Annotated in this window: 21 protein-coding genes; 20 read left to right on the top strand and 1 reads right to left on the bottom strand. The window is 53.0% G+C overall.

Translation table 11 applies throughout. From position 1 onward, the window contains the following. Nucleotides 1-5: 5 nt before the first annotated feature. From AC2IBB_RS20885 to AC2IBB_RS20790, 20 genes are all read left to right on the top strand, one after another. Nucleotides 6-1199, top strand: a complete 1194-nt coding sequence (locus AC2IBB_RS20885) for a phage major capsid protein (protein WP_486328689.1) — start codon at nt 6-8, stop codon at nt 1197-1199. Continuing rightward, nucleotides 1199-1486: a head-tail connector protein gene (locus AC2IBB_RS20880; protein ID WP_486328688.1), complete on the top strand. Its 288-nt coding sequence runs from the start codon at nt 1199-1201 to the stop codon at nt 1484-1486. The genes AC2IBB_RS20885 and AC2IBB_RS20880 overlap by 1 nt, the downstream gene beginning before the upstream one ends. Beyond that, nucleotides 1483-1824, top strand: a complete 342-nt coding sequence (locus AC2IBB_RS20875) for a phage head closure protein (RefSeq protein ID WP_486328687.1) — start codon at nt 1483-1485, stop codon at nt 1822-1824. Before AC2IBB_RS20880 ends, AC2IBB_RS20875 begins: the two co-directional genes overlap by 4 nt. Next, the gene (locus tag AC2IBB_RS20870; protein ID WP_253938757.1) at nt 1817-2320 is read left to right on the top strand and encodes an HK97-gp10 family putative phage morphogenesis protein; all 504 of its coding nucleotides are present in this window, start codon (nt 1817-1819) and stop codon (nt 2318-2320) included. The genes AC2IBB_RS20875 and AC2IBB_RS20870 overlap by 8 nt, the downstream gene beginning before the upstream one ends. 24 nt (nt 2321-2344) lie before the next feature. Beyond that, a complete protein-coding gene (gene gp17, locus AC2IBB_RS20865) occupies nt 2345-2719 on the top strand; it encodes a tail completion protein gp17 (protein WP_486328686.1) in 375 nt (124 codons plus the stop codon). Between the two features lie 2 nt (nt 2720-2721). Beyond that, nucleotides 2722-3138: a phage tail protein gene (locus AC2IBB_RS20860; RefSeq protein WP_486328685.1), complete on the top strand. Its 417-nt coding sequence runs from the start codon at nt 2722-2724 to the stop codon at nt 3136-3138. 13 nt (nt 3139-3151) lie between these two features. Further along, nucleotides 3152-3517 (top strand): hypothetical protein, encoded by a 366-nt coding sequence (locus AC2IBB_RS20855; RefSeq protein ID WP_486328684.1) that lies wholly within the window; start codon nt 3152-3154, stop codon nt 3515-3517. A gap of 41 nt (nt 3518-3558) precedes the next feature. Continuing rightward, the gene (locus tag AC2IBB_RS20850; protein WP_486328683.1) at nt 3559-3738 is read left to right on the top strand and encodes a hypothetical protein; all 180 of its coding nucleotides are present in this window, start codon (nt 3559-3561) and stop codon (nt 3736-3738) included. Nucleotides 3739-3770: 32 nt separating this feature from the next. Continuing rightward, nucleotides 3771-5636: a hypothetical protein gene (locus tag AC2IBB_RS20845; RefSeq protein ID WP_486328682.1), complete on the top strand. Its 1866-nt coding sequence runs from the start codon at nt 3771-3773 to the stop codon at nt 5634-5636. Then, nucleotides 5636-6028 (top strand): hypothetical protein, encoded by a 393-nt coding sequence (locus AC2IBB_RS20840; protein WP_486328681.1) that lies wholly within the window; start codon nt 5636-5638, stop codon nt 6026-6028. Before AC2IBB_RS20845 ends, AC2IBB_RS20840 begins: the two co-directional genes overlap by 1 nt. 98 nt (nt 6029-6126) lie before the next feature. Next, nucleotides 6127-7050: a hypothetical protein gene (locus AC2IBB_RS20835; RefSeq protein WP_486328680.1), complete on the top strand. Its 924-nt coding sequence runs from the start codon at nt 6127-6129 to the stop codon at nt 7048-7050. A 231-nt stretch (nt 7051-7281) separates the two neighbouring features. Continuing rightward, entirely contained in the window at nt 7282-12525 is a 5244-nt protein-coding gene (locus tag AC2IBB_RS20830; protein WP_486328679.1) for a fibronectin type III domain-containing protein, read from the top strand. Between the two features lie 273 nt (nt 12526-12798). After that, a complete protein-coding gene (locus AC2IBB_RS20825; RefSeq protein ID WP_486328678.1) occupies nt 12799-13230 on the top strand; it encodes a DUF4288 domain-containing protein in 432 nt (143 codons plus the stop codon). 91 nt (nt 13231-13321) lie between these two features. Then, a complete protein-coding gene (locus tag AC2IBB_RS20820; RefSeq protein WP_486328677.1) occupies nt 13322-13645 on the top strand; it encodes a hypothetical protein in 324 nt (107 codons plus the stop codon). 15 nt (nt 13646-13660) lie between these two features. After that, nucleotides 13661-14110 carry a hypothetical protein gene (locus AC2IBB_RS20815; RefSeq protein ID WP_486328676.1) on the top strand — a complete coding sequence of 150 codons (450 nt, stop codon included), beginning with the start codon at nt 13661-13663 and terminating at the stop codon, nt 14108-14110. A 117-nt stretch (nt 14111-14227) separates the two neighbouring features. Further along, nucleotides 14228-14509: a hypothetical protein gene (locus tag AC2IBB_RS20810; RefSeq protein WP_041598827.1), complete on the top strand. Its 282-nt coding sequence runs from the start codon at nt 14228-14230 to the stop codon at nt 14507-14509. A gap of 65 nt (nt 14510-14574) precedes the next feature. Then, a complete protein-coding gene (locus AC2IBB_RS20805) occupies nt 14575-14814 on the top strand; it encodes a hypothetical protein (protein ID WP_486328675.1) in 240 nt (79 codons plus the stop codon). Nucleotides 14815-14885: 71 nt separating this feature from the next. Then, entirely contained in the window at nt 14886-15380 is a 495-nt protein-coding gene (locus AC2IBB_RS20800; protein ID WP_486328674.1) for a hypothetical protein, read from the top strand. A gap of 66 nt (nt 15381-15446) precedes the next feature. Next, a complete protein-coding gene (locus tag AC2IBB_RS20795) occupies nt 15447-16013 on the top strand; it encodes an ankyrin repeat domain-containing protein (protein ID WP_486328673.1) in 567 nt (188 codons plus the stop codon). Between the two features lie 68 nt (nt 16014-16081). Then, nucleotides 16082-16795: an SMI1/KNR4 family protein gene (locus AC2IBB_RS20790; RefSeq protein WP_486328672.1), complete on the top strand. Its 714-nt coding sequence runs from the start codon at nt 16082-16084 to the stop codon at nt 16793-16795. A 475-nt stretch (nt 16796-17270) separates the two neighbouring features. On the opposite strand, the gene AC2IBB_RS20785 is transcribed toward AC2IBB_RS20790, so the two are convergent. Next, on the bottom strand, nt 17271-17747 hold the full coding sequence (locus AC2IBB_RS20785; protein WP_486328671.1) for an SOS response-associated peptidase: 477 nt from the start codon (nt 17745-17747) through the stop codon (nt 17271-17273). Nucleotides 17748-18036 lie beyond the last annotated feature (289 nt).

Raw genomic sequence — 18036 nt, 5'->3', positions numbered from 1 at the left:
TATTTATGCCAGTTGCATTACAAGACATCCAAGACGTAGCGGAAGAACTGTCTAGCCGCTTCACTGAGTTCAAGGCGGCGAATGACTCCAGCCTGGAAGCCACCAAGGCGGAGGTAATCAAACTCACCGAGAAAACCGACAAACTCAACGCCCAGCTTAGCGAGCTGGAGGCCCTGAAAAAGGAGCTGGACGGCCTTTATAAAAAGCAGAACCGCCCCGGGACCGTGGAGGGCGATGCGGAATACCGCAAACACTTTATCGACCAGTGGATGCGCAAGAACAACGCCGCTGGCATCGAGGCCAAGGCCGTCAACCTGGGGGCGAATCAGGACGGCGGCTTTGGCGTACCGGAGGAGCTGGATCGCCAGATCCTGGAGCTGGAGCGCGAGCTGTCGCCGATGCGGGCGCTGTGCCGAAATATCCAAGTGTCCACGGACGGCTACAAACGTTTGGTTAACCTGGGCGGCGCTGGTTCCGGCTGGGTGGGCGAGACCGACGCCCGCCCGGAAACCAACACGCCCAAACTGGCGCAGATTGAAGCCTTCATGGGTGAGATTTACGCGAATCCCGCTACGACCCAAAAGGCGCTGGACGATGTGTATTTCAACGTTGAGCAGTGGATCGCCGACGAGGTGGCGCAAGAGTTCGTCGACCGTGAAGCCGACGCCTTTCTGAATGGCGATGGCGTGGGCAAACCGAAAGGCATCCTGGCTTACTCCATGGACACCGCCCCGGACGCCTCCCGCGAGTTCGGCAAGCTGCAACGAGTGATCAGCGGCAAGGCGGGTGACTTCAACGCGGATAACCTGCTAAGCGTGATCTACCGTCTCAAGAAAGCGTTTCGCCGCAACGCCAGCTGGATGATGACCGGAACCACGGTGGAGAAGGTGCGCAAGTTCAAGGACGCGGAGGGCAACTACATGTGGCGCCCCGGCATCGAGGCGGGACAACCCTCCTTGCTGTTGGGTTACGGCATTGAAGAGAACGAGGACATGCCGGAAGTGGCGGCGGATGCTAACGCTATCTTGTTTGGCGACTTCATGCGCGGCTATTCGATTGTGGACCGTATTGGCGCGCGCATGCTGCGCGATCCCTACACCCATAAACCCTTCGTTCACTTCTACACCACGAAGCGGGTGGGCGGCATGTTGGTCGACTCCAACGCCATCAAGGTGCTGACCTTGAGTAAGGGGGCGTAATGGCCCCCATCACCTTAGAGGAAGCCAAGCAGCATCTACGGGTTGAGCACGAGGAAGAAGACGCCTACATCACAGCGTTGATCGCCGTGGCGCGCAATCTGGCGGAGGAATATTCAGGCCTTTCCCTGGCGGAAGGCGAGAGCATTCCCGAGCTGGCCAAGCACGCCATAAAAATGATCATCGCCACCCTGTACGAGCAACGGGAGGACCAGACGGCGGCGACGGTCTCGCAAGTACCGCTGTGCTCCAAAGCGCTGCTGGATTTGCTACGGATTCGCAGGCTATGAGAGCGGGACGACTACGGCGACGGGTGACCATACAGGTTAATGACACGACTCAGGATGAGTACGGCGAAACCGTGCAGGGCTGGCGAGAAGTCGCCACGCGCTGGGCGGGCGTGGAGCCGCTGTCCGGTCGGGAGTTCCTGGCCGCCAGCGGTCCCCGCGCTGAGCTGACCACCCGCATGGTGCTGCGCTGGGAGCTGGGGCTGGCTGGGCTCACGTCCCAGGATCACCGGGTGATCTATCAAGGGCGCGTCTATGACATTCATTCCGCCATCAATGCCAACGAGGCGAATAAAGAATGGGTGCTGATGTGCGCGGATGCAGGGGGGCATCATGAGTAGCGGCGTCAAGATCAGCGGCCTGCGCGAGCTGCACCAAGCCTTACAACAACTCGGCAAGCAGGCGGCCAACAAGGCGGCGCGGGACGGGCTGACCGAAGCGGCCAAAACGTTCAGGAAAGAGATCCGCCAAGGCGCGCCCGTAAAAAGCGGCCACCTGCGTAAACACATCCGCTACAAGCTTCGTAGGGATCGCAGCGGTCGCGGCTACACCGGTCGCGTGGGCGTGCATCCCAAAGCCTACTACGCCCGTTTTATCGAGTTCGGCGCCGCGCCGCACGCCATTCCCAACCCGACCACCGGACGAGGGAGAAACAAGCGCAAGAACAAAAAGCGCCTGCGCATCGGTTCGCAGGTGGTGTCCGGCGTTAACCATCCCGGCATTGCCCCGCGTCCTTTCCTGCGTCCGGCGTTTCTGCGCGCCAAGGATGCAGCGGTCAAAGCCGCCGGCAAACGCATGTGGCGTTCCATTATTCAAGCGCGTGCGAAGCGCAATTAATCAACCCTGAAGGAGTACGCGGGAATGATCATTCCCCGATTGCTGAAGCGGCTGCGTAAGGCGGAAGAGGTGCGAGCGCTGATTCCGCCGTCCGCGATTCATGGACATTTTCTACCGCCCCACGCAGCAACGCCGGCGCTATCTCTGCTGTATGTCGGCGACGATCCCGTCAACGACCTGGGCGGAGAGGATAGCAGCCGCCGCGAACGGGCGCAGATCGACGCCTGGGCGCCGACGCTCAAGCAGGCGGAGCAGTTAGCAAAGGCTGCGACGGCTGCATTGGCTCCACGCGGCCAGGATTTCACCGCTGTACGCAACGGCAAAACCTACGAGTACGACGACGCGGCCCAGCTCCACCGGCTGAGGCTGGATTATTCATTTACCTTTTACGAGGACTGACCATGGCGAAAATGCCCGCCGACGGAACCAAAATTGAAATCGACGGTACGACCGCCGGCGCGCCTGACATTGAGGTGACCGGAGTTAAATCTTTCTCTGGTTTTGATGGGGAGCGCCCCGAAATCGACAACACGGACTTATCCAGCGAGGCGTCCGAGTTCTTTTTAGGCAAGCGCGATTGGGGCTCTTTCTCTCTGGACTGGTTTATTAACTATAGCGATCCCGGCCAAAACGAAGTCCGCGCCGCCGAGCTGTCTGGAGCTTTAAAGACCGTCAAGATCACGTTTCCCGACCTGACCACCGCTACATTCAAAGCCTATGTGAAGAACGCCACCAGTTTGAGTGGAGGCATCAGCGGCATGGTGGAAGGCTCCGCCGCGCTGCGCATCACCGGTAAACCCACTTTCGCGAAGCCATAAACGAGGAACCTAAATGAGTTATTTAAACAAAGCCCAGATTCTGGCGGCGCAGGATATCGAGTCTGTCGATGTGGACGTGCCGGAGTGGGGCGGGACCGTGCGGGTTGCGCTGATGAGCGGCGCTGCCCGCGACGATTACGAAGGCTCGCTGATTCGCTTGGCCCCGGATGGAACGGCGCAACGCGACCTGACCAATATCCGCGCCAAGCTGGTGGCGGTCTGTCTGGTGGATGACAAAGGCGAGCGCTTATTCAGCGAGAGCGACGTTAAAGCCCTGGGCGCGAAATCCTGCGCCGCCCTGGATCGCGTCTACCATGTCGCCGCCCGTCTCAATCGCCTGACTCAGGGCGAAGTGGAGGACGCCGCAAAAAACTCCTGAGCCGGCCCGAGCGCCGGTTTTACTTCTACCTCGCCGCCAAGTTGGGCAAGACGGTTAAGGCCCTCCTGCAAGAGATCGACTCCGCCGAGTTGGCCGAGTGGATGGCTTACGAATCCCTGGACGCCTACGCCGAGCAATTCGAACGTGAGCGCCAGAGCAGCGCTGAGCGGTCGGACGCACTGAAACACCTCCTATTCGGCGACGCCTGGCGCGACGCCTAACCCTTCTATTTCGTAATCCCTACAGGTCGCTTATGAGCCAAGAAATGATTGGCGCGCTATCTATTGATCTACGCCTTGCGACGGCCAAGGTCGAAGACGGCTTGCGCAGCGTCAACAAGCATCTGGAGCGCACCGCGTCAGCGGCCAACAATGCCGGCAAGATGTTCACGACGCTGGCCACCATCGCTACGGCGGGCGTGTTTGGCGGCGTTATCAAAGGCAGTCTGGATGCGGCCAACCATCTGGGCGACTTAAGCGTGCGCCTGGGCGTGAGCGTGGAAGGACTGAGCCGTCTCGCTTACGCGGCCCAGTTGTCGGGCGTATCCGTCGGCACATTGGAAACCGGCCTGCAGCGCATGACCCGACGCATCGCCGAGGCGGCCGCAGGCAGCGGCGAAGCCATTGGCGCAATCAAAGCCCTGGGGTTATCCGCGCAGAACCTTCAGCAACTGCGACCCGAGCAGCAATTTGAAGTGCTGGCGGACGCGCTGGCGGAAGTGCCGGCGAAGTCGGACCGGGTCCGCCTCGCCATGAAACTGTTGGACTCCGAAGGCGTCGCCCTACTGCAAACAATGGAGGGCGGCAGCGCCGCCATACGAGCCATGGGCGAGGAGTCCGACCGCACCGGCAATACCATCAGCACCCGCTTTGCGACCCAGGCCACCGCCGCCAATGCCGCCATCATCAAGATGAACGCGGCGCTGACGGGCATGACCAACAATATGGCCGTAGCGCTGGGGCCGACCATCGAGCAAGTCGCCCACTTTTTGGGTGACGTATTGCCGGATGCCGCCAAGCTGGGCGGGCAGGCGGTGCGGTTGCTCGCCGCTGGCGCCTTGGAGGTCAGCGCTAGCGTGATTGAGTTTATCCGAGTGGCGACCTACTACCTGGGCAAGCTTTCCGATGATGTGGCGCAAGTCGACGCCGAGCTCTACAACATGCAGGAGAACCTGCGCGGCGCCACGGGCGACATTTTCGCGGAGATGGCGGCGGCGGATCAGGAGACGGAAAAGTTCAAGGTGACGCTGGGCGAGAGCGTCGTCACCCTTCAGGACTACCAAGGCGTTACCGCCACCGTGGCGGACAACCTACAACGGGTGAAGGCGGCCCAGGAGGAAGCCAACGCAGCGCTGCAGCGTCAGAACGAAATACGCGGCAACGTCGAAAGCATCCGTGAATCCCTGCTGACCGAGGAAGAGGCGGAACGGGAATCCTACGAACGTCGGCGGGACATGCTGCAGGAGGCGTTGGACGAAAAACTGTTAACCCAAACCCAGCATATGGAGTTGTTGGGCGAGCTGTCCGCGCAGCATCAAGCCACGCTGACGGAGATCGAGGAACGGGAGAAAGGCAAACGTAAAGCCCTGGCGGAGGCGGAGCATCAGGAGCGGGTGTCTGTCATGACCGGCATGCTGGGCAACCTCTCCACCTTGATGGACACGAAAAGCAAGAAGCTGTTTGAGATCGGCAAAAAGGCGGCCATCGCCAACGCTCTGGTGGCGGGTTATGAAGCGGCGGTGCATTCCTACAACAAAGGCGCGCAGATCGGCGGTCCTATTGTGGGCGCCGCGTTCGCGGCCACGTCTGTGATCGCCACCGCTGTGCAAATTCAAAAACTGAAATCGCAGAAGTTTGGCGGAGGCGGAACCGTCAGCGCCGGCGGAGGCGGAGCGCCGCCCAACACCTACCAGCCGCCGCAACCCACGATCCCCAGCGGACCCGCCGGCGGCAAAGGCGAGGGCGCGCAGATCATTTTTCAGTTTAACGGCGCCGTGAATGGTGACCCCTATTTGATCGCCGACGCCATCGCGCCGCACCTGCGGGATATTGTCAGCAAGAAAGACATCGTCATCGTGGAAGCGAACAGCCGCAACGGCCAACAACTAAGAGGGCTCTAATGTACGTTGAATATATCGCAAGGCGCTTTATCGCGCCCGGCCATGTCGCCGGCGGCAATTACTGGATCGACGTGAAACTGACGCGCTGTGATTTTGATGCGCAGATTGAGGCGCAGACGACCACGGCGCTCAGCGGCAAATCGAAAACGCTGCTTCACCGTATCGATCAGACCTATGACATCGCCACCGTGTACATGAACCAACCGGAGCAAATAGCGGAAATGCGGGAGTTTTTAGGGTCTGTCAGTGGCGGGGAGAGTTTTATGGTCAGCCTGCATGGCGACCGGGTGAGCCCTCTGCAGCCCGCTATGCTGGACCCGATCACCTGGAAAGAGGAACGCTATGGCACGACCACTTACTTTAAATATATGTTCAAACTGAAACTCACATAAGGGTAAGATAAATCCAATAAGATGAAATGGTCCAAATGGCTGATTGGGTGTTTTGTCTTTGTGTGTTAATACTCCTATATATATCAAGAGATAGGAGTATGATTTTGGGTCAGGGATTAAAAATGGTATCTGCCAGGAAGTTGACAACTGGTGACAAAGTATATCCTATTGAAAAGCTAAGTAAGGACGACCGAGGAAATTTAAAATGCAGCTACTGTGAAGCATTAGTAACATATGTAGATGAGCACACAAGGAGGAATTCAGACTACTATGTTTCCGCATATCTTAGACTTAAAAATGAGAGTCAGCATCATGCAAATAGTTGCTTAAACACTCCACGAGGTGCGCTTGAACAATTGGTCGCTAGTTCCAAGGCTGTAGAAAACGGCCCTCTTTTGCTCGAATGTCAACCTGATGGCAGCTTTATATTCAGGATGAATATGCTTGTTAATGAGCTATATGAGCATAGTAATAATTATGAGGATGAAAGAGAAAAGGCTTCATCATGTGAGAATATAACTGAACGTACAAGGTATGTGAATAACGGAAAAACACTTGCCAATTACTTTCGTTCTGCTGCTGGCGTGGCTAAAATTAGAGCTAACCTGGAAAATGGAAATTTATCTGAGTTTAAGGACCTTGTGAAGATTCAGTACAATAAGGGATTTATCGATTGGAAAGACTTCTATTATGACGAGGAACGGTATGATGTGCTTGCAAAAAGGCTGAATAAAGAGTCTAAAATTGCGTATCCTATAGCCATCAAAGTACACCCTAAGAGGGAGGCGACTAAAGGGAAAAATGGATATTTTGATATTCAATGTATAGGGGGGAAAGGTGGAGCTCCAAAAGTGATTCCGCGCATTAAAACTAATAACGAAAGTATTGCAAATTTGATTTCTGTCGGAAGAGCCTACTTAGTTGTAGGTAAGCTTTATGCGTCTGTAGGTGGAAATGGTAAATTTTTTAATATACATATTTATGTTGTCGCATCTTCTCAATTGTTAGAGGATGTTGTTTGACCTTTAAATCGCCTTGCGCTAAGTGCTTCATGTTGTTTATTTACTTTCTAATATTTTGAAATTTAATGGCCGGTTATGTTAGCTGGCCTCTTTCTCTAAATGTTCTTAAGGCTGCCAATAGTTTGGTGGCTTTCAGCTTCAAATATCCCCACATCTATATTCATCACATCTATAACTCGGCGGCAGTGTTAGTGCCCCGTTATTGAAATATTAAATTAGGTATTGCTCTTCATGAGAGTCACTAATAGCGAATTCGTCTCCGCCTGGAGCGGCGAGAGCGTGTCGCCCGTCTATGTCGTTGAGCTGTCGTTCGACCGCGCCAACGAGGACGTGGTGTATCTGACCAGCGGCCCGGTAACGGGTTTATCCGGCGTAGTGTATGACGGCGTGCTGAACGCCCGCACTTTGTCCGGCACATCGCAAAAAATCCAACCCGACAAAGGCTTGGCGTCCATCGGTAGCCTGGAGTTTGAAGCGCTGGACCACAACCTGAGCGCGCTGCAAAAAGCCAAGCTGGAGGATGGCAAGGGCCTGCGCGGCAAACGCGTGCGCGTCTGGGTCGGCGAGCGTGGTTTGGCGTGGTCGGACTTTGTGCTGGTGGCCACGCAGATCATCGAGGACGCCGAGATCCTGAACGGCGTGTATTCTTTTCGCTGCGCCGATGTGCAACGCACGCTGCGTAAGGATATCTTCGACGTTAAAAAAGTCGGCTTGGCGGCGTCCGCCGTGGGGAATAACGATGTGATTCAAGTGTATTCCACGGAAGGGTTTGCGCCGGTGTATCAACCGCGAGGCAGCGGCATTACCGATGCGCCGAACCGAACTGTCGGTTATCTCAAGATGCCCAACGGTTGCATCGTGCGTTACAAATACACAACCCCCACCGCCTTTTGGGGCTGCGAGTGGGGCGCACTGGGAACCAAACATCTGGTCGCGACGGTGAAAAAGTCCGAGGACACCAACGCCGACAACGCGCCGCAGGTGGAGGAATACGTCTACATCGAGCAGCCGGCGCCCATGCTGCTGTATGGATTGCTGACCGGTTATATCTATGGCTATCCCGGTAAGCGCTACCCGGAGCATTGGCACCTGGGCGTTGATCCGCAGTATGTGCGCACGTCCGACTTTATCAATATCGGCGCAGACCTCTGGGACACTACGGACGCAGACAAAGGCTTGCCGGCGGTGGTGCGCGGTCAAACCAAGATCGACGGCAAGAAATACATTGAGGAGCAACTGCTGTTGATGATGGGCGCGTTCTCGCCGATCTACGCCAACGGCGAAATGGGGCTGCGTCGTCGCACGGCGATCATGTCCAGCGGCGCTTACGTGCGTGAGCTGAACGCCAGCAACCTGCTGAAGGTGAACGCGCTACGCCACGACATGGGCGCGATCATCAATCAGATCGCCATCCACTGGCATTATGACCCGGACAAAAAAGAGTACCGCCGCGCCAATGTCCTGGTGGACCCGGATTCCATCGCCACCCATGGCGCGTCAGACCTGAAAGAGCTGAAGTTTAAAACCCTGCATAGCTCCCGCCACGCCTATTCCGCCATCAAGCATCAGTTCGACGCCTTGCGCGACGCATACGCCGGGCCGCCTTTGCTCCTCGATGTCGTGGCCGACATGGACAATCACGATCTGGAAGTGGGGGACATCGTTCGCGTTAATCTGGAGCATGTGCAGGACTTCACCGGCTTCATGGCGGACGGACGCCTGGACCGTAACTTTGAGATCCAGCAGATCACCACGGACTGGGTCACGGGGCGGGTGAAGCTGGCCTTGCTGGGCTCCTCGCAACCGGCGGGCGCCTTGCCGCCGGATCAGAATGGCGCGGCGCTGCCGGATGCGTGGTACAGCGCCGCCGGCGTGGCGATCAACGCGACTAATTATCCTGGCAAAGTGCTGGTTACCGATACGCAGGTGCGCATCGTGGGCGACATTCACCTGACTGGCGGGGCGGACCTGACTCAGTCCGTTTACTTCTGCGACCGGGATTTAACCGTGGACGCGGGCGTGACGGTGATGTTGTCCGGCAACGTGCAACTGAGGGTCAAAGGCTTTCTACAGATCAACGGAACGGTGGACGGTAAAGGCCGAGGCATCGCGGGAGTCGCTGGCGGACAGTCTGTGGCGCTAACCGGTATCGGCTCCACGGTGGCGGGGGACGGGATTGTCTTCGGCCTTGGGACGGGAGACCGCCGCCGCTTTGAGTCCGCCAACAACCGCGGCGGGATCAACGCCCGCGCCGCACAGGATAACGTCGCTTACCTTAACCTGACCGTGAATGCGCAAGGTCAGCTGCAGGGCTTGCCGGCGGATATTCGCGGCAACGGCGGCCATGGCGGCGGCGCGGCCGTCAACCGCTACGGCGGCAATAAGGGAGAAACGCCCGGCGGACGTGGGGGCGCAGGCGGCGCCGGATTGCTGGTGGTGGCGCGCGGGATTGACCTGGGCGCCAATGGACGGGTGGACACCAGCGGCGAGGACGGAGAACTGGGCAGCCCGCGCCAGATCGGCGGGGATATGGACCCGCAAGCCTACCTCAAATCCGGCAGCGGCGCCGGCGGTGCGCCCGGCGCGGTGTATTACCTCGTTGACGGCAAGTACAACCCGCCCAACGTCACCCTGGGCAACAGTGCGGCGCGCTACGGCCTGAGCCCGGTGCAAGACGGCGTTTACCTTATCCAGGGTCGTAAGCATCAGAATGATACCGTCGGCGCAAGCTGGGACCCGTCTTTCGAGGGGATCGACAAGGCGGTCGCCTCCGTCTACGTGGGGAATTACTTAGGGCCAGAACGTGAGAACGCCGTGCGCGGTTTTCTGACCAAGGCGACCGGGCAAGCGCCCAATATGGCGGAGTCCTGGCATCGCGTGCAGATCCTGTCCGGCTATCAGCCGCCTGTCGTTATGGAAGAGATTCCGAAAAAGCCGCTGCGTATCACTGTCACGGAGTCGGCGAATACGCCGCGTACGCCGGACGGCAATATCTCCACCCTGGAATTAAGCGCCGTTCCGCCCGACGATCCCAGCTATAGCCATGCTTTCTTCCAGTATCGACGGGCGGACGGCGCAGGCTGGACGGACCTGGGGGCGGCGTCGCCGGAGCTGACGCTGCAACTGGTGAGCGATGGTAAGACGTATTACTTCCGCGCCTTCGGCGTGAGCAAGTCGGGCAAACGCTCCGCCAACTACGCCGCTACGTCAGCCACGGTTTCGCGCATTGAAACAGGTTCGCCTGATGTGCATGAAGCCTTGCCTCTGGTGACGCCCAAAGTGATGTTGGTGGATCGAGGACAAGAGGCCAATCACTTTATGGGCAGGGATGCGCACTTCTATATTTACTATGGCTCTGGCTACCAAGAGCCGCCGCACTTCGCCTTCTACGAGATAACCGTCTACCACAAAGGCCTGCAGGTGCGCCGGGAGTACATACCCGGTAGAAGCTACACCTACACCGGCAATATGAACCTGGAGGACGGCAATAGCCGAGATATTGGCCTGAGCGTGCGCCCCTGGGGGAAACAGAACCAGACCGGGCAAACGGCTGTTATCAGCGTGTCCAACCCGGCGCCCAAGGTAACCGTCAACAATACGGTCGCCGGGATCAGCACGGCGCGCACCTATCTGACGGAGATCACTGACCCGGATTTCAAATCCATCAAAGTCTACCGATCAACGGTGAAAGGCTTTACGCCCAGTCCGGATAACCTGGTGTATGACGGCTACACCAACCCGGTTATCCATGAAGGGCTCCAGCCGGACACCACCTATTATTTCCGGTTACTGGGCGCGGATGAGTTCGGCGACGGCGAGTTGACCCCGGAGTTCAGTTTCAAGACGGAGGCCTTTAACCCGGCGGGTGAACTGAGCGACGGCGACAACCTGATCGTGCGCGGCAATGTCGTCAGCGAATACGGCGGCTCCCAAGTGATCCTGGGTCCGCTCAAACGCGACGGCTATTACAACGTGCTGGAGGCTAGCGCCGCCAATGCGCCCATATTCGAGGTCAGGGAAAACGGCGACCTTCTGCTTGGCAGCGAACAAAGCGGCTCTTATGCGATCTGGGATCAGTCCGAAAAAGCGTTCAAAGTGTTCGGTCAGATCAACATCGCGGCGGGGAGCAAAGGCTATTCCGCCCTGCAGGATCGTCCCAACTCGTTGTCGTCCATCAACGCAGCGGAAGCCGGCAAGCTGCAAGGCATTCAGGACGGCGCTACCAAAGGCGCGGACTGGGGACAAGTGTCGGGCATTCCGCAACGGTTTTCCGATAACGCTACGCCGGGCCTGAACCTGACGGCGGACTACCTTGGCTTTCATAACGGCAGCCGCTTCACCACCTACATGGACCGAAACGGCCACTTCGCCCTGAACGCCGGCGCGGCGAATCACTGCCTAAGCTGGAACGGCTCCGTGCTGTCCGTGCGCGGGGATGTATTGGCCACCAGCGTGGCGGCCAGCGTCAGCCTGAGCGCGCCCACGATTAGCGGCGGCACGATCCAAGGGACGAACATCACGGGAACCACCATTAATGGCGGCGCGATCAATGGAACCAGCATCACCGGCGCCACGGTAACGGGGTCCACCATGCAGACCGCCAGCAGCGGCAAGCGGATAGTTTTGTCCTCGGCCACCAATGAAGCCCACTTCTACGGCGATCAGGGAGACGGATCGATTCAGGAACTGGCGAGTATCGGCATACGACCGGTCGGAGGCGACAAGTATGTGATGCAAGTGGGGAACCTGAATCCGGGCAACCGTCGGGCGGGGATATTGGCGCACTCCAATGATACGGTCGCGATCATGGCGCAATCGAATACGGGCATGCCGCTGTTTGCGGTGCATGAGTCCCAGACCGCACGGACCAGTCCGGCGATATACGCGCTCAACATGTCGCACGATCCGATATCCGTTGGCGTGAAGGCGAGCAGCGCCGGCGGGGTAGGGGTGAATGCGCAGGGGAGCAAGTACGCGGTTTACGCCAACTTTGGCGGCTATGGGCCTTTCACTGGCGCGCACGACTGCTTATTGCGTACCGGCAGCAATCCCAAGCCGGGACAAATCCTGGTCTATGGCGGGATTATCAACCGCCGGGATTTATCCAACGTGCTGCACGAAGTGCGCCTGTCATCGAAGCCGCGGCAGCGTGGCAAGGCGGGCGTTTACGTTTCCGCCACCGCCATTAACCCGGAACACTTTGACATGACGGACGACGAGTTTGCGGAGCTGGAGGACACATATACCGCTGGCATTATGAACGCCTTGGGGGAAGGTCAGATCCTGGTTTGTGGGGAAGGTGGAAATATCGAGATAGGCGACTACATCGTCACCTCAAGCCGTCCCGGAATTGGCATGCGCCAGGATGATGATGTGCTGCGTAGCTACACCATCGCGGAGGCCCGCGAGGCGGTTAACTGGTCAGAGGAGGGAAGCGGCGAGAGGTTGATCTCGTGTAAGTATCTTTGTGGTTGAGGAGGGCGCTCCTCCTCACGGCTGCGCGATTTGAGTAAATGCCGAGTTTGTGAAATTGGGGTTAGGCCCCCAGCTTCAATGGAAACTGGTTCTGAAAAGTGCTTTGATTCAATAAGTTGGGATCTGGCTTGTTGTGATAACGAGACCCCCAAAAAAGTGTATATGCGCACGCACGGTTTCTTGTAAGTGAGGTAGTTTGACTTTCTGGGGCTTTACACTGGAATCAGTGGGCTGGAGGAACTATCTTCAAAATATTAGAATGGAAAAACGCGCATGCGCGATATACAAATTTTATATTTAAATGAGGATGACATGCCAAAGAAATATAGAAACAAAGATGTAAGCTCGGTTGGTTGGTATGTTGCCTCTTACATTGAGAGATTTAAGGTTGTTGGTGAAGATGATACCAATGACAAAAAGCGTTGTGTTGCATGGGAAAACACAATTCTTATTAAAGCATCGAATCCTGATGAGGCGTATGAGAAAGCAATCGAAGAAGCAAAAATAGGCAACGATCCATATGAAAACACAGATGGTGAAATGGTCCAGTTTGTTTTTGAGGGCTTAACGTCGTTGCTGCCTATTTACGAGGAGCTAGAGCATGGTTCAGAAATTATTTGGACTGAACATGAGAATAAAGCCATAAAAACTATTAAATCTATGGTAAAAAATAAATCTGAATTGGAAGTGTTTTTCAATGAATAACCAACCTCAGAGCGATACGCTAGGCAACAATATGAATGACTACCCAATATAAGAAAATGTCGATGAACGAGTATTAATTTGTTGCCATTTGATGGATGATGCTGAATTACATTGGGTACATCATCTACCAGAAGAACAGTGTGTATGGAACTTCATGTGTGCGAAAGAGCATGAACGATCTGATATGGTTCAAAAAACGTTGGAAGAAGCATGTCGGTTATTTCCAGAAATCGGAGAGCTAGCAGACGTGCCTCATGATATGGATGTATCGTTTAAAAAGGGTAAAACACAGGTAAATGGTATGATTTTCACCGCAGTAACTAGCATGCCTAACAAAGCGCTAAAATTCGTTCCGGCCGCAAAAAGCACGGCCTCCACCAGACTGGTTGCGTGCTGCCGTTTAGTTTTGCGTTAGGAAATACGAAACACAATGGCATGGAATACTGAGAAACTCGAGAAAGAGCTTTGTAGGTCTGGCGTTCCAAAAGGTGTCATGGATTATTTACTGGAAAAACCAGATTTAGGCTATATCACAATTATCGAAATTATGGATAAAAGAATTTCAGATAGTCATCTTGTAAATGGGCTTGCCATCTTAAATGAGCTGATTTTGAGGAAAGCTGTTGAACCAGATATTGAGAAAGTAACAAGCTATTTTGTTATATCTTTGGAGATCGAGAACGCTGAGAAAGTCACCTACGCTGGAGAACAATTTATCACTTATCTAATGCGTTCGTTACTATATATACGTTTACAAAGTGTGGCAGTTCAGTTTCAACAGCTTCTAGCTAAAATTAAGGTTAATGCACCTGTAGCTTACGAAAGGAATAAGCTTCGTGTAAACCTTGCATACAAAATATGGGTCGAGAAAAATGCCTAACAAGGTGCTTAAACCGATACCAAACACTCCGCACCTTTTGTGTTTCGCTTTGCTCAGTATCACACAAAAGGTGCTCCGTGCTTGTCACGGTTTAGCAAGGCGTTAACTTTTAGAGCTATGCCAAAAATCCTCGAAAAAAGGCACTTTGAAGATGTAGATGAAGAGCTTGGCTATTCCTATATTGGAGATGACTATTGCATCCTCTCCGGGGGTACAAAGTTTTCATTGAGAAAATATGAAGATGAAGATCGGGTCATAATCTCCGATCCATGGGTGGTTAAATTTAGTTCGCCAGATACGCATGAGCTAATTTGCTTTGTAAAAAATGAACTCTTTCATAAAGATATAGAAATATGGCACGCAGGAGAGGGCGGTTACGAACCAATTCCAAAGGGTTAACCGGGGTCAAAGTTCACAAAGCCAGGCAGTAAAGCCCCTGCTGGCGGCGATTATGAGTAATCGAATTGGATAAAGAAATCAAAAATTTATTAGGAAAACTGTGCGTAGACTTGGGGTTCTGTTTACCGCCTATAGAGCAAGATCGTATCGCATCTCTTGCAGTTTGGAGGGCGGACGAATTTGCGAAGGATGTTATTTCTAGCGAAGGGCTTAATCCAGAGTATGAGAAAAAACGGTTCCGAGAGATTCGAAATCGATTTGTTGCTCATTTTGGTAGTAACGTGTATGAAAGCAAAAATTCATAACCAGGCGTGGTTGTCGCCTTCGGCTGGGACGGTGCAAAAAACGCGCAGCCCCCCACTTGACGTTATACGCTATGAAAAAATTCACCATCGTACTATTAATGATCATCGCAGGATGTAGTGATTCTAGAATGGATGCACCAGTACTCAAAGATACGACGTCTATCAATTACACTAGGCATGAATTCCATCATCCACCTGAAGATGTGAATGGAGATCTTCTGACCTTAGTCTATGACATTCCTTATTTTGGGGCCTGTGGCGTATTTCCACCTTTACATATTGCTAATCAAAAATTTTCTAGCGGTGGAGGTGATGGAGGAATGAGTCCGGGGGCATCTTGGAATCCTTTTACGATAAACCAAAACCAATATGATATTTTGCTAAATCAAGTTTTAGAAACACCAGTAAGTGAATTAGAAGGGAAGTCAAGATTTAACTTTGTAAAATTTATTCGTGATGATTCATTTGATAACATTCAAGATCAATTTGATTGGCTAGAGGCAGTTTGCGTTAAACATCGTGAACGCTACAGATTGGAAAATGAAAAGTATCAAAAAGGCGTATAACAAGAGACACTGCAACCGACCTCCGGCGGCTGACCACGGCGTTAGGTCCATGATAAGGAAAAAAAAGTGCAAGCTGTCAACCCTAAATTGATAATAGTTTTATTAGTTGTAATCGCATTTATTGCCTATTTACAACTAAGTAATCCATATAAAAAATATAGCCGCCAAGCATATTGGGAAACGGCTACAGTTGAAGATGTGTATTCAATACCTGATGAGGCCTTGCTCCCAGGTAATAAAAATGGGCCAGTACTAATGTGGGCAGCAACTAGCTCAAACAACCCAAAAGTAATTACTGCGCTGGTTGAGCGTGGTGCTAATGTAAATGAAGCGGACTCTGGTGTATTCTCAGGAACACCATTGAGTGCAGCAGCTGGCTATGCTACTAACCCAGCAATAATAGATGCGCTTGTAGGTTTAGGTGCAGATATAAATAAAGTGGTTGGTAGTAATGATAAAACGCCGTTGATAATAGCGGCAGAAATAAATAAAAGTCCCGCAATTATAGAAAGCCTTATACGCAATGGCGCTGATGTTAATTACAAAGACCTAACAGGTCGGACGGCTTTAGAGCAAGCAATAAGATTTAAAAACGAAGAAGTCTCTAAATTGCTTAAGGCATACACAAAATAAATTAACCAAACCAGCAGCTCCACCGGACTCCGTAATGTGAGCGGGGCGTTAAACCAATAGGGGTTCTAATGCGGAAGCTCTCTGTATTTTTCGTTCTTTTAGTTGTTTTTGGGTGTTCCAAGAAGGATGAGTTATCCGAGGAGGTGTACCAACCGCAAATTGTAGAACTAACAGATGACCATAGGAAAATAGCCTTAACCGCCTCGGATCTATCAAGGGTTGAGGAGTTGACGATTCAAATTCTGAATTACCATAAATCTCAGAATACTCTAGTATCAAGAACTCTCAATCCGCCTATCGCCAAAGAAGAGGTAAGGAAGTTATTTTCTGAATTTTCGTGTGAGCCTCCAGAAGAGATATACCGGATATGGTCGATTATCAATGGTACTTCGATGGCCGGTAGTGATGACAGTTTTATTTGGTATCATAAATTGATGTCGGCCGAAGACTCAATATCAAAGAATAAAGAGCTGCGAAATTACGATATGCCTGATTGGAATTCAGATTGGTTTCCAATATTCGAGTTTCAGGATGAGTGGTATTTTTTTGAATGCACAGATACACCTAAGCTTGCAAGCCCGATAGTGTTCTATTTCACAGAATCAGGGGCGTGGTATAGTTATATTAATCTTACTACAATGCTTGAATTTGGCGCGGCTGTTATTAGCCAGGGGTTGCATAAAGAGGACGGTGAGATTTCCTATAGTGAGCGAAATCGAAGATTGTATGAGATCCATAGGAAGTTTAATGAAGGCGCCACGTTTCCTTATGCTGTCGAGTAGGTTTAACAAGTCAATTAAGAATATACTACTTCTATCGCTGACTTTATTTTGCTGCTCTTCTTTTGCAGAAGTTGAGTCCGTTACAGTTTTTGATGCTGAGTTCAATAAAATAGACGAGTTAACTCAGTAAAAAGATATAGAGGCCTTTCACACATTGTGGAAAACCAAAGCTGGGTCTGAATTAAGATAAGAATGGATTGGTCAAAGGGATATATCAGTGGCTTCACATTTTTAAGTTCGCGCTTAATAAACTGCTTATCGCAATGCTCCATAAGCCATTCGTAGACGTATTCAGTGATCTGATTTTCGGTATAGAGAACTGCTGCGATTTCCCTGAGGCTTAGCTCCGATTGTGATCCGGACATGAAAGGCTGCTACCTTTATGAAAATTTGGCCGGGCAGTTTGGCCGTCATGGAATATCGGGGGGATAGAACAAATCTTAATCGCTTGTGCGAAATTTCGCACAAATACAGATTATTCGGAGGGGGGATCAAATTTATTGGCTTTGCCAATTGGTTCTGCCGCTTGCTTACTCTTATTTCTTGAATTGTTGACCGCCGTGTTTAGAGGCAGATATTCCCAGTTGGATAGTTCGCGAGGTGTGAGCATCGGCCTGATATCTGTCAAAGGGGTGCTAGAACTTAGCCACTGATCAAACTGTTCGGGGTTAAGGAGTACTGGCATTCTGCTATGTAAGTGCTGGAAGCTTGGAGATGCTTCAGTTGTGATAATGGCAAATGACTCAAGATGATTGCCGTCCTTCTCCCATACGTCCCACACTCCCCCGAAAAAGCAGAGGCCGCTTTCAGGTTTGATGTAGTAGGGCTGTTTAACTCCGTTCTCTGTCTTCCACTCAATGAAGCCGCTGGCAGGTATGATTGCTCGTCTATGTTGAAAGGGACCTTTGAATGCGCGGCTTGTTTCTATAGTTTCGGCCTTAGCGTTAAACATGCTGTATTTGCTGGTTACCTCTGGCGCCCAGCTTGGGGTTAGTCACCACCTCATTTCTCTGAAGAACTTGGTTAGCTCCTCCTGAACGGCAACCATTGCATGATCAGTCGGGGCAATATTGAATAAGTCATCTTGATAGAAATGCGGTTTAAGTCCTGACGTATCAAAGCCAAGCGAATCCATTAGGGCGATAACCATGGGGGCGTCGGTTACGTTGAATCTTCCACACATAATCTGATGCTTCGGGTGGTTACTTTGGATTGATTGTAGATCAGTTATGGACGGGTGC

Source organism: Hahella sp. NS-SX17 (assembly GCF_057367735.1).
This window is presented reverse-complemented; position numbering and strand designations above follow the sequence as displayed.

What these genes read in the sequence shown, in the direction of transcription:
- AC2IBB_RS20830 (WP_486328679.1), top strand. Translation starts at nt 7,282, where the DNA reads ATGAGAGTCACTAATAGCGAATTCGTCTCCGCCTGGAGCGGCGAGAGC.
- AC2IBB_RS20825 (WP_486328678.1), top strand. Translation starts at nt 12,799, where the DNA reads ATGCGCGATATACAAATTTTATATTTAAATGAGGATGACATGCCAAAG.
- AC2IBB_RS20885 (WP_486328689.1), top strand. Translation starts at nt 6, where the DNA reads ATGCCAGTTGCATTACAAGACATCCAAGACGTAGCGGAAGAACTGTCT.
- AC2IBB_RS20845 (WP_486328682.1), top strand. Translation starts at nt 3,771, where the DNA reads ATGAGCCAAGAAATGATTGGCGCGCTATCTATTGATCTACGCCTTGCG.
- AC2IBB_RS20810 (WP_041598827.1), top strand. Translation starts at nt 14,228, where the DNA reads ATGCCAAAAATCCTCGAAAAAAGGCACTTTGAAGATGTAGATGAAGAG.
- AC2IBB_RS20785 (WP_486328671.1), bottom strand. Translation starts at nt 17,747, where the DNA reads ATGTTTAACGCTAAGGCCGAAACTATAGAAACAAGCCGCGCATTCAAA.
- AC2IBB_RS20875 (WP_486328687.1), top strand. Translation starts at nt 1,483, where the DNA reads ATGAGAGCGGGACGACTACGGCGACGGGTGACCATACAGGTTAATGAC.
- AC2IBB_RS20815 (WP_486328676.1), top strand. Translation starts at nt 13,661, where the DNA reads ATGGCATGGAATACTGAGAAACTCGAGAAAGAGCTTTGTAGGTCTGGC.
- AC2IBB_RS20880 (WP_486328688.1), top strand. Translation starts at nt 1,199, where the DNA reads ATGGCCCCCATCACCTTAGAGGAAGCCAAGCAGCATCTACGGGTTGAG.
- AC2IBB_RS20840 (WP_486328681.1), top strand. Translation starts at nt 5,636, where the DNA reads ATGTACGTTGAATATATCGCAAGGCGCTTTATCGCGCCCGGCCATGTC.
- AC2IBB_RS20835 (WP_486328680.1), top strand. Translation starts at nt 6,127, where the DNA reads ATGATTTTGGGTCAGGGATTAAAAATGGTATCTGCCAGGAAGTTGACA.
- AC2IBB_RS20860 (WP_486328685.1), top strand. Translation starts at nt 2,722, where the DNA reads ATGGCGAAAATGCCCGCCGACGGAACCAAAATTGAAATCGACGGTACG.
- AC2IBB_RS20820 (WP_486328677.1), top strand. Translation starts at nt 13,322, where the DNA reads ATGGATGATGCTGAATTACATTGGGTACATCATCTACCAGAAGAACAG.
- AC2IBB_RS20800 (WP_486328674.1), top strand. Translation starts at nt 14,886, where the DNA reads ATGAAAAAATTCACCATCGTACTATTAATGATCATCGCAGGATGTAGT.
- AC2IBB_RS20790 (WP_486328672.1), top strand. Translation starts at nt 16,082, where the DNA reads ATGCGGAAGCTCTCTGTATTTTTCGTTCTTTTAGTTGTTTTTGGGTGT.
- gp17 (WP_486328686.1), top strand. Translation starts at nt 2,345, where the DNA reads ATGATCATTCCCCGATTGCTGAAGCGGCTGCGTAAGGCGGAAGAGGTG.
- AC2IBB_RS20870 (WP_253938757.1), top strand. Translation starts at nt 1,817, where the DNA reads ATGAGTAGCGGCGTCAAGATCAGCGGCCTGCGCGAGCTGCACCAAGCC.
- AC2IBB_RS20855 (WP_486328684.1), top strand. Translation starts at nt 3,152, where the DNA reads ATGAGTTATTTAAACAAAGCCCAGATTCTGGCGGCGCAGGATATCGAG.